At 70.2% G+C, this 14,963-nt stretch carries 14 protein-coding genes; 7 read left to right on the forward strand and 7 right to left on the reverse strand.

Going from position 1 to position 14,963, the window contains the following annotated elements; genetic code table 11:
- Positions 1-47: 47 nt before the first annotated feature.
- Positions 48-686, forward strand: a complete 639-nt coding sequence (locus tag U4012_RS04735) for a LysE family translocator (RefSeq protein WP_321796578.1) — start codon at positions 48-50, stop codon at positions 684-686.
- A 220-nt stretch (positions 687-906) separates the two neighbouring features.
- Here the strand turns inward: U4012_RS04735 and U4012_RS04740 are convergent, their stop codons facing one another.
- Both U4012_RS04740 and U4012_RS04745 read right to left on the reverse strand, forming a co-directional pair.
- On the reverse strand, positions 907-2,118 hold the full coding sequence (locus U4012_RS04740) for a hypothetical protein (RefSeq protein ID WP_321796580.1): 1,212 nt from the start codon (positions 2,116-2,118) through the stop codon (positions 907-909).
- 233 nt (positions 2,119-2,351) lie between these two features.
- Positions 2,352-2,615 (reverse strand): hypothetical protein, encoded by a 264-nt coding sequence (locus U4012_RS04745; RefSeq protein WP_321796583.1) that lies wholly within the window; start codon positions 2,613-2,615, stop codon positions 2,352-2,354.
- On the opposite strand from U4012_RS04745, the gene U4012_RS04750 reads away from it, so the two are divergent.
- Genes U4012_RS04750 through U4012_RS04765 form a run of 4 tightly spaced genes read left to right on the forward strand, consistent with a single transcriptional unit; the run spans position 2,614 to position 7,701 of the window.
- Complete coding sequence (locus U4012_RS04750; RefSeq protein WP_044845329.1) at positions 2,614-3,363, forward strand: DUF3348 domain-containing protein; 750 nt, start codon at positions 2,614-2,616, stop codon at positions 3,361-3,363. The two genes, U4012_RS04745 and U4012_RS04750, sit on opposite strands and share 2 nt — an antisense overlap.
- Positions 3,364-3,373: 10 nt before the next feature.
- Positions 3,374-6,421, forward strand: coding sequence for a DUF802 domain-containing protein (locus U4012_RS04755; RefSeq protein ID WP_321796586.1), 3,048 nt, complete (start codon positions 3,374-3,376; stop codon positions 6,419-6,421).
- A 3-nt stretch (positions 6,422-6,424) separates the two neighbouring features.
- Positions 6,425-7,069 (forward strand): OmpA family protein, encoded by a 645-nt coding sequence (locus tag U4012_RS04760; RefSeq protein ID WP_044845327.1) that lies wholly within the window; start codon positions 6,425-6,427, stop codon positions 7,067-7,069.
- On the forward strand, positions 7,066-7,701 hold the full coding sequence (locus U4012_RS04765) for a DUF2894 domain-containing protein (RefSeq protein WP_044845326.1): 636 nt from the start codon (positions 7,066-7,068) through the stop codon (positions 7,699-7,701). The genes U4012_RS04760 and U4012_RS04765 overlap by 4 nt, the downstream gene beginning before the upstream one ends.
- Before the next feature lie 30 nt (positions 7,702-7,731).
- Here U4012_RS04765 and U4012_RS04770 read toward each other — a convergent pair whose 3' ends face one another.
- From U4012_RS04770 to U4012_RS04785, 4 genes are all read right to left on the reverse strand, one after another.
- Positions 7,732-8,304: an NADPH-dependent FMN reductase gene (locus tag U4012_RS04770; RefSeq protein ID WP_321796589.1), complete on the reverse strand. Its 573-nt coding sequence runs from the start codon at positions 8,302-8,304 to the stop codon at positions 7,732-7,734.
- Positions 8,305-8,358: 54 nt separating this feature from the next.
- On the reverse strand, positions 8,359-9,036 hold the full coding sequence (locus U4012_RS04775) for a histone acetyltransferase (protein ID WP_321796591.1): 678 nt from the start codon (positions 9,034-9,036) through the stop codon (positions 8,359-8,361).
- Positions 9,037-9,622: 586 nt separating this feature from the next.
- Positions 9,623-10,906: an isoprenylcysteine carboxylmethyltransferase family protein gene (locus U4012_RS04780; RefSeq protein ID WP_321796593.1), complete on the reverse strand. Its 1,284-nt coding sequence runs from the start codon at positions 10,904-10,906 to the stop codon at positions 9,623-9,625.
- Positions 10,907-11,026: 120 nt separating this feature from the next.
- Positions 11,027-12,301, reverse strand: a complete 1,275-nt coding sequence (locus U4012_RS04785) for a collagen-like triple helix repeat-containing protein (protein WP_321796662.1) — start codon at positions 12,299-12,301, stop codon at positions 11,027-11,029.
- Here U4012_RS04785 and U4012_RS04790 point away from each other — a divergent pair.
- Both U4012_RS04790 and U4012_RS04795 read left to right on the forward strand, forming a co-directional pair.
- Complete coding sequence (locus tag U4012_RS04790; RefSeq protein ID WP_321796663.1) at positions 12,204-13,160, forward strand: highly repetitive protein; 957 nt, start codon at positions 12,204-12,206, stop codon at positions 13,158-13,160. The two genes, U4012_RS04785 and U4012_RS04790, sit on opposite strands and share 98 nt — an antisense overlap.
- Before the next feature lie 377 nt (positions 13,161-13,537).
- Positions 13,538-13,936, forward strand: coding sequence for a carboxymuconolactone decarboxylase family protein (locus U4012_RS04795; RefSeq protein ID WP_044848113.1), 399 nt, complete (start codon positions 13,538-13,540; stop codon positions 13,934-13,936).
- A gap of 40 nt (positions 13,937-13,976) precedes the next feature.
- Here the strand turns inward: U4012_RS04795 and U4012_RS04800 are convergent, their stop codons facing one another.
- Positions 13,977-14,963 carry an alpha/beta fold hydrolase gene (locus U4012_RS04800; protein WP_321796594.1) on the reverse strand — a complete coding sequence of 329 codons (987 nt, stop codon included), beginning with the start codon at positions 14,961-14,963 and terminating at the stop codon, positions 13,977-13,979.

The raw sequence follows: 14,963 nt of genomic DNA on the forward strand, positions 1-14,963 counted from the left end.
GACACGCCGGCACCGGTGTTTCGGCGCCGTCGACCAAGGAGACTTCGATGACTGCATCGGCTGCCGTACTCGCCATTCTGGCCGCGCTGTGGCTTGGCGCAATGATTCCGGGCCCGAGTTTCGTGTTGGTCGCCCGCAATTCGATCGGGCTGTCGCGCCGCGACGGGCTCGCGACCGCGCTCGGCATGGGCGTCGGCGGGATCGCGTTCGGCGGCGTCGCGCTGGCCGGGCTCTACACGCTGCTGCAGGCGGTCGAATGGCTGTACGTCGGGCTCAAGGTGGCCGGCGGCGCATACCTGATCTACATGGCGTCGAAGATCTGGCGCGGCGCCGATCGGCCGATCGCGATGGACGACTCGCAGGCCGTCGTCGCCGGCAGCGCGCGCAAGTCGTTCTGGACCGGCCTCACGACCCAGCTGAGCAATCCGAAGACGGCGATCTGGTACGGCAGCATCTTCGCGGCGCTGTTGCCGCAGCATCCGCCGCTGTGGTGCTACCTGGCGCTGCCGCCGCTCGTGTTCGGCGTCGAATTCGGCTGGTACACGATCGTCGCGCTGTGCTTTTCGACCCGCCGGCCGCGCGAACTCTACCTGCGCGCGAAGAAGTGGGTCGACCGCGTCGCGGCCGGCGCGATCACGCTGCTCGGCCTGCGGCTGATCCTGAACGCGCCAAAAGCGGGGATCTGACGGCAGGCGGTGCCGCTCGCGCGCACCGCCGTTTCATTCCCGACGGGCATGCCGGTGCGGCCGGTCATTCCGGCCGGTGGCGGGACGGTCCGAACCGGGCGATTCTTTTGGGCCCGTCCGCCCCGTCCGCCCCGTCCATCAGCCCATCCGCCCCATCCGCCCAATCCGCCCAATCCGCCCAATCCGCCCAATCCGCCCAATCCGCCCGCGCGAGCGCGCGTCACACCGCCGGAAACCGCTCCAGCAGCGCCGCGAACCGCGCGTCGTCCGGAAACGACTTCACTTCATACCGCACCGGCCGGTGCGCGGTGGCCGTCATCAGGTCGCCGCACGCGTCCCGCAGCGCGGCCATCGGCACGTGCGCCGACTGCCGCGTCGCTTCCCGGTAGAGCACGACGATGTCCGTCTCGGGCAGCAGCGTCGGCACGCCGTCGCTCCACACGCTGACACTGAACAGCTCGCCGTTCTGCCGCCGATACACGGTGTAGGTCGCCACGAAGATGTCGGTGCCGTCCCGCTTGTGCAGCTCGTCCAGCTGCGTGCGCTGATCCTGGTAGTCGCCGGCGAGTTCGTCCACGCGCAGCGCGTGCAGCTTCGCCTCCAGTCCTGCCGGGATGAAGTTCCGCCACGCGGCGCCGTCCCAGCGCAGCATCAGCGGCGGCAGCGGACGCGGCTGCGCGCGCGCGTGTTCGGCGAGTTCGACCATCGTCGCGAGCCCGGCCGTGTTGCGGTCGCCGGTGAGCAGCAGCACGGCCCGGTTCGGCGCCATCACCACCGGCGCGCCGGAGATCGGCTGGCGATGCAGCAGGTCGGTCAGCAGCAGCCGCGCCGCGTCGTAGTAGTCGCCGAACTGCGACAGGAACACGCCGTCGCGCAACGCGACCCACGGTGCCGACGACGCGCCGCGCAGGTTGTCGATCGCGATGTCGCAGGCGGCGTCGAAGCTGACGCCCCATTCGGCGAGCCGCGCACTGGTCAGCCGCGCGACGCTGAATTCGCCGTCGTACGCGATGCCGATCTCGAGGTTCTCGCACAGTGGCCGGAACGCCACCTCCGACGCTTCGGGCTGTCCGGCGAGCTGCAGCGCGACCGTGCCGCGCTCGGTCGCGCTGCGGATCACGGGGCGCAGCCGCGCGCGCACGTCCGCGAAGTTCGCCGGAATCTCGTGCTGCATCATCGCGTTCGCCTGGCGCAGCAGCGTCGCTTCGCGCTCGGTGGGCTTCGCGTCCGCGTAATCGCGGAACAGGTTGTGGAGGTTGATGATGTTCGACGGGGCATCGGCTTGCACGAGACGGCCCTTGTCGTGTTCGTGAAGCCACTCGCGCGTGTCGCCGGTCGCGCGCAGCGCGGCGATCAGGCGTTCGGCGAAGTCCTGCCGGCTGGGCGGTTTGCTGAAGCGCTCGCGCAGGCGCGCGACGAAGTCGGAAATCATCGTATGCGGTCGGGCGGGCCCGTCTGTTATTGATCTCTCGTTGTCGTGAGCGGCGGCACCCGTCTGCCGGGGGCGCGACGCCTGCGGCCCGCGGATATCGGCCTGATATCCGTCACGCGTCCGGCGGACCGCGCGCCGGTTCAAGGAAGGCGCGGGCCCGCATCGGGCGCGATCGCATGGCGGGTGTGGCGATGGTACCGCACGTCCGTGACGGAGTCGCACGCAGGTGAACATTAGTGACCCGGCGTGACCAGCACCCGCCGGGGCGGTTCCACCAGGCGGCCGAACGTCTCGCCGGGCCGGCTGCGAAAGGCGTCCGGACATCTCACCAGCGCCGCGCCGGCGCACCGGAAAACCCCGACGACCGCCCCGCGAGCCTTGTACGGCGGGCGTTCGCGCCGGTTGCGCGGCGTGCCGTGCCGGGCCGCTTCCCCGATTCTGGCGGCCGACCTCCCGACGACGTGTAAACTGCTGCCTTTTTTGACGGTTTGCAGCATGGTGCAAGCACCCCCGCGCCCGGCACTGAGCGGCCCGACGCTCGTCCGGCTGCTCGCGCGCCTGACCGATGCCGACGTCGCGGAATCCCGGCAGACGCTGTCGGACCGCCTGAGCCAGTGGCTCGGCTGGACCGACGCGATCACGCTGTCGTCCGCGCTGAATGCGAGCCCGCCCGGCGTCGCGGCCGGCGTGCGCGGTTACGACGCCGAGCGCGACTGCGCGCGCGTGCGTCACGACCTCGCGCAGGCGATCACGGCCGCCCACCGTCCGCGTACGCGGCGGCGCCCCGGCGAAATGCCGCCGCCGCCCGCCGATACGGCGGACTTCGCGGATTTCCGCCAGAGCTGTCTGTCCCTGCAGCAGGAAATGGAAACGGCGATCGGCCAGTTGCGCGGCCGCCTGCGGGTCGCGCTGGCCGCGCGCGCGTCCGGGATGGCGCGGCTCGCGGCGCTCGACGCGATCATGGAGCGCGTGCTCGGCGCGCGCGAGCGCAGCCTGCTGTCCGCCGTGCCCGCGCTGCTCGGCACGCGCTTCGAGCGGCTGCGCGACGCGGAACGGCAGGCGCTGGCCGACGCGCAAGCGGCGGCCGCTGCCGATCCCGACGGCGACGCACCGCCCGCCGCGGCGATCGTGCCCGGCACGTGGCTCGACACGTTCCGCAACGAGATGCAAAGCATCCTGCTCGCCGAACTCGAAGTCCGGTTTCAAACGGTAGACGGGCTGCTCGCGGCCCTTCGTACCTGCTAATCCCTACGCTATGTCCAGAATTCGTCTTGATCTCGTTGTCTTCATCGCCGGCCTGCTCGCAGTGTGCTGGATCGGCGTCGGCTATGTCGCGTCGAACCCGCTCGCGACGGCCGTCACGCTGCTGATCGGCGCGTGCTACGTCGCCGGTGCGTGGGAGCTGCGGCGCTACCGGCAGGCGACCGCCACGTTGTCGCGCGCGGTGGCCGGGCTGACCGAACCGCCGGCGCAGCTCGACACCTGGCTCGACACGCTGCCCGCGGGCCTGCGCGGCGCCGTGCGGGCGCGCGTCGAAGGCGCGCGCGTCGCGCTGCCGGGCCCGTCGCTGACGCCGTATCTCGTCGGCCTGCTCGTGCTGCTCGGCATGCTCGGCACGCTGCTCGGGATGGTCGTCACGCTGAAGGGCACGGGCGCCGCGCTCGAAAGCGCGACCGACCTCGACGCGATCCGCGCGTCGCTGATCGCGCCGGTGAAGGGCCTCGGCTTCGCGTTCGGCACGTCGATCGCGGGCGTCGCGACGTCGGCGATGCTCGGCCTCCTGTCCGCGCTCGTGCGCCGCGAACGGCTCGACGCGGGCCAGCAACTCGACGCGAAGATCGCGACGACGCTGCGCGTGCATTCGTCCGCACACCAGCGCGACGAATCCTTCCGGCTGCTGCAGCGCCAGGCCGACGTGATGCCGGCCCTGGTCGACCGGCTGCAGACGATGATGACGACGCTCGAGGCGCGCAGCGTCGCGCTGCACGATCGCCAGATCGAAAGCCAGCAGGCGTTCTTCGATCGGACCGAGCGCGCGTATGCGGGCCTGGCGTCGAACGTCGGCGATGCGCTGAAGGAAAGCGCCGCCGAGAGCGCACGCGTCGCCGGTGCCGCGCTGCAGCCGGTCGTCGCGGCGACGATGACGGGGCTCGCGCAGGAGATGGCCGCGTTGCGCGACACCGTGACGGGCGCCGTGCAGCGTCAGCTCGACGGGCTGACCGACGGTTTCGAGAAGACCACCGGGAACGTGACGGCCGTCTGGAACCGCGCGCTCGACGAGCAGCGCCGCGCGGGCGACGCCGTCGCGCAGCAATTGCAGACGACGCTCGGCCAGTTCACCGACACCTTCGCGCAGCGGTCGACGGACCTGGTCGACGGCGTCGCGACGCGCCTCGAATCGACCGAAAGCCGGCTGTCCGACGCGTGGCGCGATGCGCTCGCGCGCCAGGAGCAGGTCGGCGCGACGCTGGCCGGCCAGCATGCGCAGGCGCTCGGCGAAGCCGCCGCGACCTTCGAACGCCATTCGGGCGCGGCGCTCGCCGCGATGCGCGAGTCGCATGCGGGGCTGCAGACGCAACTGGCCGCGCGCGACGAGGAACGCCTGGCGGCGTGGAATGCGTCGCTGACGGCGATGGCCGCGAAGCTCGGCGACGAATGGCAGCGCGCGGGCGCGCACAGCGCGGGCCGTCAGCAGGAAATCTGCGATGCGCTGGCGCAAACGACGCGCGATCTCGCGGCACAGGCGTCTACGTTCGAACAACGTTCGAGCGATTTGCTGTCGACGATCCGCGACTCGCACACGGGGCTGCAAACGCAACTCGCGGCACGCGACGAGGAACGCCTGTCCGCATGGAACGACTCGCTCGCCGCGATGGCGACGAAGCTCGGCGACGAGTGGCAGCGCGCGGGCGTGCACAGTGCGGGCCGTCAGCAGGAAATCTGCGATGCCCTTGCACAAACCACGCGCGATCTGACCGCACAAGCAGCGACGTTCGAGCAACGTTCGAGCGACCTGTTGTCGACGATTCGCGAATCGCACACGGGCCTGCAGACGCAACTGGCCGCACGCGACGAAGAACGCCTGTCGGCATGGAACGATTCGCTGGCCGCGATGGCGGCAAAGCTCGGCGACGAGTGGCAGCGCGCGGGCGTGCACAGTGCGGGCCGTCAGCAGGAAATCTGCGACGCCCTTGCACAAACCACGCGCGATCTGACCGCACAAGCAGCGACGTTCGAGCAACGTTCGAACGACCTGCTTGCGACGATTCGCGATTCGCACACGGGGCTGCAAACGCAACTGGCCGCACGCGACGAAGAACGCCTGTCGGCATGGAACGATTCGCTGGCCGTGATGGCGGCGAAGCTCGGCGAAGAGTGGCAGCGCGCGGGCGTACACAGCGCGGGCCGTCAGCAGGAAATCTGCGACGCGCTGGCACAGACGACGCGCGATCTGGCGGCACAAGCGTCCACGTTCGAACAACGCTCGAACGACCTGCTGTCGACGATCCGCGATTCGCACGCCGGCCTGCAAACGCAACTGGCCGCGCGCGACGAAGAACGCCTGTCCGCATGGAACGACTCGCTCGCCGCGATGGCCGCCGCGCTGCGCGACGAATGGGCGCAGACGAGCGCGCAGGCCGCGACGCGCCAGCAGGACATCTGCGACACGCTGACCCGCACCGCGAACGACATCACCGCGCAGGCTCAGGTGCATGCAAGCGACACGATCAACGAGATCTCGCGCCTCGTGCAGGCCGCATCGGAAGCGCCGAAGGCCGCGGCCGACGTCGTCGCCGAACTGCGCCAGCGCCTGTCCGACAGCATGGTACGCGACACCGCGATGCTCGAGGAGCGCAGCCGCCTGCTCGCGACGCTCGAGACGCTGCTCGGCGCGGTCAATCACGCGTCGACCGAACAGCGCACCGCGATCGACGCGCTCGTCAGCACGTCGGCCGACCTGCTCGAGCGCGTCGGCGCGCGCTTCAACGACACCGTCGATGCCGAAACGCGCAAGCTCGATTCGGTCGCCGCGCAGGTCACGGCGGGCGCCGTCGAGGTCGCGAGCCTCGGCGATGCGTTCGGCGCGGCCGTGCAGGTGTTCGGCGAGTCGAACGACAAGCTGCTGAACCACCTGCAGCGCATCGAGGCCGCGCTCGAGAAATCGCTCGCGCGCAGCGACGAGCAGCTCGAGTACTACGTCGCGCAGGCGCGCGAGGTGATCGACCTGAGCATGATGTCGCAGAAGCAGATCGTCGAGGACCTGCAGCAGATCGCCGGTCGGCGGGCATCGGTCGGAGCGTAACGCATGCACGACGAAATCGACGACGGCGCGCCTTCCGCGCCGGTGTGGCCCGCGTTCGCCGACCTGATGTCGGTGCTGCTCGGCGCGTTCGTGCTGGTCCTCGTCGGCGTGATCGGCATGCAGTTGCAGCTCACGTCGAAGCTCGAGGAAGCCGTGCGCGCGCGCCAGCAGGAAGCGCAGCAGCGCAAGTCGCTCGAGGAGGCGCTGGCCGGGCCGCTCGCGGCCGGCCGCGTCACGCTCGTGAACGGCCGCATCGGCATCAGCGGCAACGTGCTGTTCGCGCTGAACTCCGACCAGTTGCAGCCCGAGGGCCGCGATCTGTTGAAGACGCTGGCTGCGCCGCTGGCCGCCTACCTGAAGACGCGCGACGAGATCCTGATGATCAGCGGCTTCGCTGACGACCAGCAGGTGCGTGCCGGCAATCGCCAGTTCGCGGACAACTGGGAACTGTCGGCCAAGCGCGCGCTGACGGTCACGCGTGCGTTGATCGACGCCGGCGTGCCGGCGAAGTCGGTGTTCGCGGCCGCGTTCGGTTCCGAGCAGCCGGTCAGCTCGAATGCGGACGATGAAGGCCGCGCGAAGAACCGTCGCGTGGAGATCGCGCCGGTGCCGCGCAAGACCGCGTCGAGCGGAGGGAAGGCGAAGTGACGGACGACGCGACGCACGTGCGCGCGACGCTCGACGCGTGGCGCGAGCAGGGCGCCGACCGGCTCGATCCGGTGCGCTTCCATCGGCTCGACGCGCTCGAGAAGCGCGCGGCCGCGCTCGACGGCGATGCGCGCGCGTTGCTCGACGCGCGGCTCGCGATGCTGCTGGAAGGGTTTGCGCAGATCGTCGCGCGAGCCGGTGAAGCGGCAGCCGCCGGCTCAGCGGCGCAAGCGAACGCGCAGGCGCCTGCGCGTGGTGCGATCGGCGGGCTCGTCGAGCGCCTCGCGCGCGATGCACAGGCTGACCGGCGCGGGATCGATCCCGCGCTGATCGACTACTTCCGCGCGATGTGGTCGAAGGTTCGCACCGAACAGCAGTACCGCCAGTCGCTCGACCAGGTGCCGCGCAACGCGGGACCGCTCAATTCGAACAGCCTCGTGCACCGGTCGCTCGCGACGATGCGCGAGCTGTCGCCGGAATACCTGCAGCAGTTCCTGTCGTACATCGATGCGCTGGCATGGCTCGAGGATCTGGCCGGCGGCGGCGCGCAGCCGGAGAAGGAGGCGCCGCGCGCGAAAGCCGCGAAGACGCTGAAACCGGCGAAGAAGACCACGCGCACCAAGGCGCGATAACGCACGCGATTGCGTCGCGCCGATCGTTGTCTAGCGAGCGGTCGCCTGCTCGTCGATCGCCGCGCGCAGCGCGTGCAACGCGTCGGTCAGCGCCGATGCGAACGGCGGATGCGCGGCGATGCCCGCCGCGTCGAGCCGGCTGCCGAGGATCGGCAGCGTGATCGACGCGCGCTCGACGATGCACGCCGACATCACCGACAGCGTTTCCCGCAGCGCCGCGTCCCCATGCGTCGCGCGCGGCGACGCGTTCAATACCGCGACCGGCTTGTATACGACGGCCTCGCATCCCACGACCCAGTCCAGCGCGTTCTTCATCACGCCCGTCACGCCGTGCGCGTATTCCGGGCTCGCGATCAGCACGCCGTCCGCGGCGTTCAGCCGCTCGATCAGGTCGCGCACCGCGGCCGGCGACGGAGATTCGATATCGGGGTTGAACAGCGGAAACTCGCCAAGACGATCGAAACGCGTGATGCGCATCCCGCGCGGCGCAACGCGGGCGGCTGCGTCCAGCAGCGCCGCGTTGTACGACTGCGCACGCAGGCTGCCGCACAGCGCGACGATGTCGATGCGGCGCTCGGAATCGGTTCGGGGTTCGGTAGCCATCGAGGAGTGTCGGGGTGGGAGTCTTGCGCGGCGACGGCGGGCGGATCCGCCGGATTATCGCATCGGCGCGCGAGCAACGTGCCGCGCGTCGGCGACGCGGCGCAGGTGATGCGATTCGCGTCCGTTCCGCGGCAACTGCGGGTCCTGACGCCGGGTGGCAACCGTGTCGCGCATCCCGGTTGCCCGTGCCAGGTCACCGAGTGTCCATCCGTTGCCGAGCAACAGGCGGCGCGTATGCAGCGCACCGTAGACGTCGTCCGCGACGGTTTCGCCGAGATAGCGCAGCGCGCGGCCTTCGACGTCGACGAAGCCGTGCCGGTAGTCGTGCGCGAGCGCGGTCCACAGCTGCGCCGCGCCGACCGACTGGCGTGCGCCACTGATCAGGCAGAGACCCGCGTCGAGTCCCCATCGATACAGCGTCGTCGCAAGCCCCTTGCGTTGCGCGGACCCGCGCAGCCGCGTATGCGGCGCGCGCAGGTAGCGGTCCGCGCGGCGCGGCAGTTCGGGAAGGCGGTTGAAGATCGTGTAGCCGGCGAGCTGACGGGCCGACGGATCCTCGACGTAAAGGAAATATTCGCCGTCGGCCTCGCGGTGGCGGACGATCAGGCCCGAGTCGCCGAGCGCGACGGCCGGCAGGCCGTGCAGGCGATGGCCCGGCTGGTTCAGACGCGCATGGAGCATGTCGAGTTCATCGTCGATGTCGTGCTGGGAATGCTGTACGTCGATACGCATGGCAAAAGGCGCCCGTCCCGGGCGCATCGAGAAAGGGGTTCATCGCAAACGGGAAAGGAAATGGCAGCGGCCCCCGGGCTCGACGAGCGAGCCGGGGCCGCGAATCAGCTGGGGATGTGCTGGAAACCGGCGGCGATCGCGGCGAGGCCCGCGATGCAGAGTGCGAACAGGATCAGGACTTTGTGGATCACGCCTCTCTCCTCATGAACGCGCGGCGCCGAACGGCGGTGCCGCGGAGACGGTGATGGCGGGCACGGCCCGCGCGGCCGTCGTGCGGGACGACGGTCGAAGGTCCGGGCGGCAGGCGCGCGGACGGTCAGCACCATACGCGACGGGCACGGGGCGGGCAACCGGACGGCGGGAGAAAAGCGACGAAACGCGGGGAATCGAGGGTGTTTCGCGACAATCGGTCGCAAGGGGCGGGCGTGTCGACGTCGCGTGCCGGCGTTTGTCTCGAAATCACATCCGCTTCATGGCAAACGGATTTCACCAGGATCGGACCACGGGAGCGGGCCCGTCCACGGATCGCCGAGCCGCAACGACCTTCTTCACCCGGTGGTTGCGGCGATCTCCTAGTGTTGCCGCCTCACCCCGCCTTCCGCACCCCGAACGCCTGCCTGATCCGCGCGAACAACCCATGCTGTGCGATCCATTCCGCATACGCGCGATAGTCAGGATCACGCATCAAATGACGTTCCTCCGTCTTCGCCCGCGTGTAGTAGATCAGATTGACCGCGACGAGCCCCGCGCAGTGCATCAGCCCGACCTGCCAGCCGAGCGGCTCGACGAACGGCACCGACACCATCCAGTACGACAGGTTCTTCGTGATGTACGCCGGATGCTTCGTGAAACGATACGGGCCCGACGTGATGATCCCGCGGTTCGTGAGGTTCGAGAAACGCAGCCCGAACGAGATCGTCGACAGCGCATAGGTCATCAGCAGCAGGATGATCACCGCGCCCCAGATCACGCGCAGCGTCGGCGCGGACAGCAGCCAGTTGTCCCAGAACAGCGAGCCTTCGTAGCGGATGTAGTTGTTCGAGATCAGCGACCAGAACGGCTGGTAGCACATCAGCGCGGCGACCCAGCCGAGCGTGGTCGGCTCGACGGTGCGCACGTGGCTGTCGAGGATGCGGAACGTGCACAGGTAGCCGACGGTGCCGAACATCAGGTCCATCGTGAACGACAGGTCGTACAGGAACACGAAGGTCGCGATCGTCATCGGCGCGTTCACTGCGTGCGCAAGCGATGCGCTCAGGTGATCGGCGTCCTTCGACAGGTAGACCGTCATCAGCGGCAGGAAGAAAGCTTTCACGCCCCAGCCGGCGAGCATCTCGTGCACGGGCTGCCAGCTCGCTGGCGGCTCGCGGCGGAACAGGTAGCGGCCCCACAGCAGGTACGCGTCGTCGGTCTCGCGCTGGTGGCGATCCATCCACGCGAAGTAGAACGGCGCGGCGACGATCACGTACGGCGCGAGCGAGCGCAGCAGCGACCAGAACGGCAGGTAGAACGCGCCGTGATATTCGGGCAGCAGCCAGTAGATCGCGGCGATGCCGGCGTAGATCGACGTCAGCGCGCCGAGCCGCGTCGCGACGCGGGCGAGCCCGAGCGGGCGCACGGCCTGGCGCGACAGTCCCGCGCTCGGGCGCAGATAGACGCGCGAGATGAAGATTTCGTGCAGTGCGATCGCGCCGATGATCGCGAGGCTGGCGACGACCGCGCGCGTGGCCGCATCGAGGCTCGGCTGGTCGCGCGTGATCCAAAGCGCGAAGAGACCGGCCGCGATGCCGAGCAGGCCGGCGCGGAACGGCGTGGCGGAACGGGGCGGGCGGTCCTGGACCGCGGCGATGCCGTCGAGCGTGGAATTCATGATCGGATCCTCGTCGGGATGACGGCCGGCGCCCCCGCTTGGCGGGTGGCGCCGGCCATCGGCCGGGCTTTGGATTGGTATGTGCCCGGCCATTGGCCTGTGGTTCTGATACGTGACGCGTTACTTCTTCGGGGCGGTGCCGAGCAGGCCGCCGAGCAGGTTCGTCACCGGTGCCAGCAGGTTGGTCGCGCCAGCCGCGGTGCCGCCGTTCGAACTGCCGGTCAGGCCGGCCGTGACGGTGCCGCTGCCGGACGGCGTCGTCACCGTGCCGGCCGCGCCGCCCGGGCTGGCCGTGCCGACTGCGCCGAGCGTGCCGGCCGCCGACGTCAGCGAGCCCGTCAGCGTGCCGACCGGGCCGTTCGTCAGCGCACCGCCGAGGTTGCCGGTCAGGTTGCCGCCCGGCGTCGTGACCGTGCCGGTGAGGCTTGCGCCAAGCGGCGTCAGCGAATTGACGAGGCCGGTGACCGGTGCCAGCAGGCTGCCGGCGCCCGAGCTGCTGGTACCGCTCGTGCCGCTGGTGCCGCCCGTACCGCTCGAACCGAGGCCGCCGAGGGCGCCCGTCACCGTGCCGAGCAGGCCCGTGATCGGCGCGAGCGGGCCGCCGCTGGTGCCGCTCGTCCCGCTGGTGCCGCCGGAGCCGCTCGAACTGCTGCCGCCGCCGAGGGCGCCCGTCAGCGAACCGAGCACGCCCGTGATCGGGGCGAGCGGGTTGGTGCCGCTGCTGGAACTGCCGCTGGACAGCAGGCCGCCGGTCGACGACACCGTGTTGCCGAGCTGGGACACGCTGCCGCCCGCGCTCGTGCCGACCGGGTTGGCGGTCGCGTTGCCGACCTGCGTACCGGCGAGGCCGAGGCCGCTGCCGAGCGTGTTCAGCAGGCCGCTGAGCGGCGCGCCGAGCAGGGTCGCGTTGCCGAGCGTCTGCGTGGCGCCAGGCGTCGTGACGCCGCCGGTCAGCGTGTTGGTGATCGGGTTGATCACGCTGCCGAGTTGCGTTTCGAGTTGCTGGACCGGCGCGCTGTTCAGCGCCGTGTTGAGCGCCGATGCGGTGGAGTTGACCGCGGTGCCGACCGTGTTGACGAGACTGCCGACGAGGGTCGTCGCCGGCGCGAGCGGCGCCAGCGGACCGGTGCCGAGGCTCGTCACCGCGTTGCCGAGGTTGTTGACGGCGCCGCCGGCGCCGGTCAGCAGGCCGGTGGTCGACGTGAGCGTCGGGCCGAGCGGGTTCGGCGACACGCCGATCGAGCCAAGGCCGGCCGCGACGCCGTTGCCGAGCGACTGCACGCCGCTGCCGAGGCTGGTGACCGCATTGCCGATGCTGGTGGCCGTCGTCGGGTTCGTGCCGGGGACCTGTACGCCTCCGATCTGCGACCCGCCGTTCGCGACCGTCGTGCCCAGTGCCGTGACGAGCGTGCCGGTTTGCTGGAGGACGTTGCCGAGCGGGGTGGCGCTGGTGCCGGAGGTGCCTGAAGTACCGGAAGTGCCCGACGTGCCGGACGTGCCCGACGTGCCGGAAGTGCCCGACGTGCCGGAAGTGCCCGACGTACCGGACGTGCCCGACGTACCGGAGGTGCCCGACGTGCCGGAAGTGCCCGACGTACCGGAAGTACCCGACGTACCGGAAGTACCCGACGTGCCGGAAGTACCCGACGTACCGGAGGTGCCCGACGTGCCGGAAGTGCCCGACGTACCGGACGTGCCCGACGTGCCGGAAGTGCCCGAGGTGCCGGAAGTGCCCGACGTACCGGAGGTGCCCGACGTACCGGAGGTGCCTGATGTGCCGGAAGTGCCCGACGTACCGGAGGTGCCAGACGTGCCGGAAGTGCCCGACGTGCCGGAGGTGCCCGACGTACCGGAAGTACCCGACGTACCGGAAGTACCCGACGTACCGGAAGTACCCGACGTACCGGAAGTACCCGACGTGCCGGAAGTACCCGACGTACCGGAAGTACCCGACGTACCGGAAGTACCCGACGTGCCGGAAGTACCCGACGTACCGGAAGTACCCGACGTACCGGAAGTACCCGACGTGCCGGAAGTACCCGACGTACCGGAAGTGCCCGAAGTACCGGAGGTGCCCGACGTACCCGAAGTCCCCGACGTCCCCGAACTACCGCCGCCGGACGTTCCGGAAGTCCCCGACGTCCCCGACGTGCTCGGCTTGATCGACGGCGTGACCGGCCCGTCGACCGAGCCGCAGCCGTACAGCGAGAGCAGCGACAGGACGGCCAGCGATACCGTCGTCTTCTTTAAGTAATGGTGCATGGTGGCCTCGACATTGGAAGTTGTGTCCGGGCCATTACTGCAAATTCCGCGCCATGACATCTTCCGCGCAATGCGCCGGCGCTTTGTTGCGGGAATCGGGAATATCGGCGCGATTTAAACGGAGGAATGGGGGTTTCGCGGGACGGGCGCGCCGGTTGCGCCGCCGTGCGCGCCGTGATGTTCCCGTAAGGTGCCGTAACGCCGGGCTGGATGTTACGTAGCGTTCGGCCCGGTGTTCCGCGTGTGACGCAGCCGGCCGCGCCCCGAGGGCACGTTCTTTGACGAAACGCCCGCGCGCCGCGAACATGACGCGAACCCACCCGGCCGCGGGCGACGCCGAAGCGGCCAAGACTTCAGACAGGACACGACATGAGCGAACAGGACAGGGAACAGGGCAAGGCGCGCCGCACCGAAGTCATGGGCGAGGCATTCGTCGAGCGCGCGATGCGCGACCTCGACGGTTTTTCGCGTCCGCTGCAGAACTGGCTGAACGAGCACGCGTGGGGCAGCACGTGGCAGCGCGGCGGCATCGACCTGAAGACGCGCAGCCTCTGTACGTGCGCGATGCTGGCGGCGCTCGGCCGCGGCACGGAACTGAAGGGCCACGTGCGTGGCGCGCTCAACAACGGCGCGAGCCTCGTCGAGATCCGCGAGGTGCTGCTGCACAGCGCGCTGTACGCGGGCGCGCCGGCGGCGGTCGAGGCGTTCCGCAGCGCGCGCGAGGTCATCGCGGAACTCGGGCTGTCGCTGCCCGACGACGAAGCCTGACCGGCGCGCGCCGCAGCGCGGCCGGCAGGCCCGCCGACGCTCAATGCTCGACGTGCGCGCCCTGCGCCGGCGCCTCGACCGGCGCGGCGGCGACTTCGAGCAGCCAGTCCGCCGTTGCGTCGGGAATCGTGACCGGCAGCATGTGCCCGCCTTCGACGACCTTCAACCGCACGCGCGCCGACTTCTGCGCGAGCGCTTCGCCGTGCGTGCGCCAGTTCAGGATCGGATCGGCGCGGCCGTACAGCACGTCGACCGGCAGCGCGAGGTCCGCGTAGCGGCGCACCATCGCGGGCAGGTCGACGGGGGCCGACAGCAGGTCGGTCGCCGTCGCGTAGAACACGTGCGGCCGCAGCCCGAGCAGCCCGCCGCCCTTCACCGGGAAGTCGCGCGGCACGGCTTCCGGCGCGAACACCTGATCGACTGCCTTGCGGCCGGTCAGGATCGTCAGCGGGATCGCGAAGGTCCACGACACGAAGCGGCGCACCAGCGGCGACGGCAGCATCAGCGGCTTGAACGGTGCCGGCGGCTCGGTCTGCTCGTGCGACAGCGGCGCGATCAGCGCGAGCCGGCTCACGCGCTCCGGATGGTTGAGCCCGACCGCGAGCGCGATCGCGCCGCCGAGCGAATGGCCGACGAGCACGGGCCGGTCGAGCTTCAGCGCGTCGATGAACGCGGCGATCGTGCGGGCCTGCGCGAACACGTTCGCCTGCGAGCCGGCGCCGCGCAGCGAGCGGCCGGCGCCGGGCCGGTCGACGAGGATCACGCGATGGTACTGCGCGAGCCGCGTGAGCGGCAGGTACGCGAAGTTGCGCATCTGCCCGGCGAGCCCGTGCACGAACACGAGCGGCGGCCCGCTGCCGTACTCGACGTAGTGGATGTGGTCGCCGCCGATGTCGACGAAGCGGCCTTCGGGCGGAAACGCGCGCGTCACGCGACGCGCGACGTAGCCGGAAAACAGCGCGAGCGCGGCGAACATCGCGACGACGCCGAGCAGCACGTTCTGGATCAGGTGAAGCGTATGGCTCAT

Source organism: Burkholderia sp. BCC1988, from assembly GCF_905339895.1.
Classification (GTDB): domain Bacteria; phylum Pseudomonadota; class Gammaproteobacteria; order Burkholderiales; family Burkholderiaceae; genus Burkholderia.

Bases quoted from the DNA above. Each gene is read 5' to 3' on its own strand.
- U4012_RS04735 (WP_321796578.1), top strand. From the start codon at position 48: ATGACTGCATCGGCTGCCGTACTCGCCATTCTGGCCGCGCTGTGGCTT.
- U4012_RS04740 (WP_321796580.1), bottom strand. From the start codon at position 2,118: ATGATTTCCGACTTCGTCGCGCGCCTGCGCGAGCGCTTCAGCAAACCG.
- U4012_RS04750 (WP_044845329.1), top strand. From the start codon at position 2,614: ATGGTGCAAGCACCCCCGCGCCCGGCACTGAGCGGCCCGACGCTCGTC.
- U4012_RS04745 (WP_321796583.1), bottom strand. From the start codon at position 2,615: ATGCTGCAAACCGTCAAAAAAGGCAGCAGTTTACACGTCGTCGGGAGG.
- U4012_RS04755 (WP_321796586.1), top strand. From the start codon at position 3,374: ATGTCCAGAATTCGTCTTGATCTCGTTGTCTTCATCGCCGGCCTGCTC.
- U4012_RS04760 (WP_044845327.1), top strand. From the start codon at position 6,425: ATGCACGACGAAATCGACGACGGCGCGCCTTCCGCGCCGGTGTGGCCC.
- U4012_RS04770 (WP_321796589.1), bottom strand. From the start codon at position 8,304: ATGGCTACCGAACCCCGAACCGATTCCGAGCGCCGCATCGACATCGTC.
- U4012_RS04775 (WP_321796591.1), bottom strand. From the start codon at position 9,036: ATGCGTATCGACGTACAGCATTCCCAGCACGACATCGACGATGAACTC.
- U4012_RS04780 (WP_321796593.1), bottom strand. From the start codon at position 10,906: ATGAATTCCACGCTCGACGGCATCGCCGCGGTCCAGGACCGCCCGCCC.
- U4012_RS04795 (WP_044848113.1), top strand. From the start codon at position 13,538: ATGAGCGAACAGGACAGGGAACAGGGCAAGGCGCGCCGCACCGAAGTC.
- U4012_RS04800 (WP_321796594.1), bottom strand. From the start codon at position 14,963: ATGAGCCATACGCTTCACCTGATCCAGAACGTGCTGCTCGGCGTCGTC.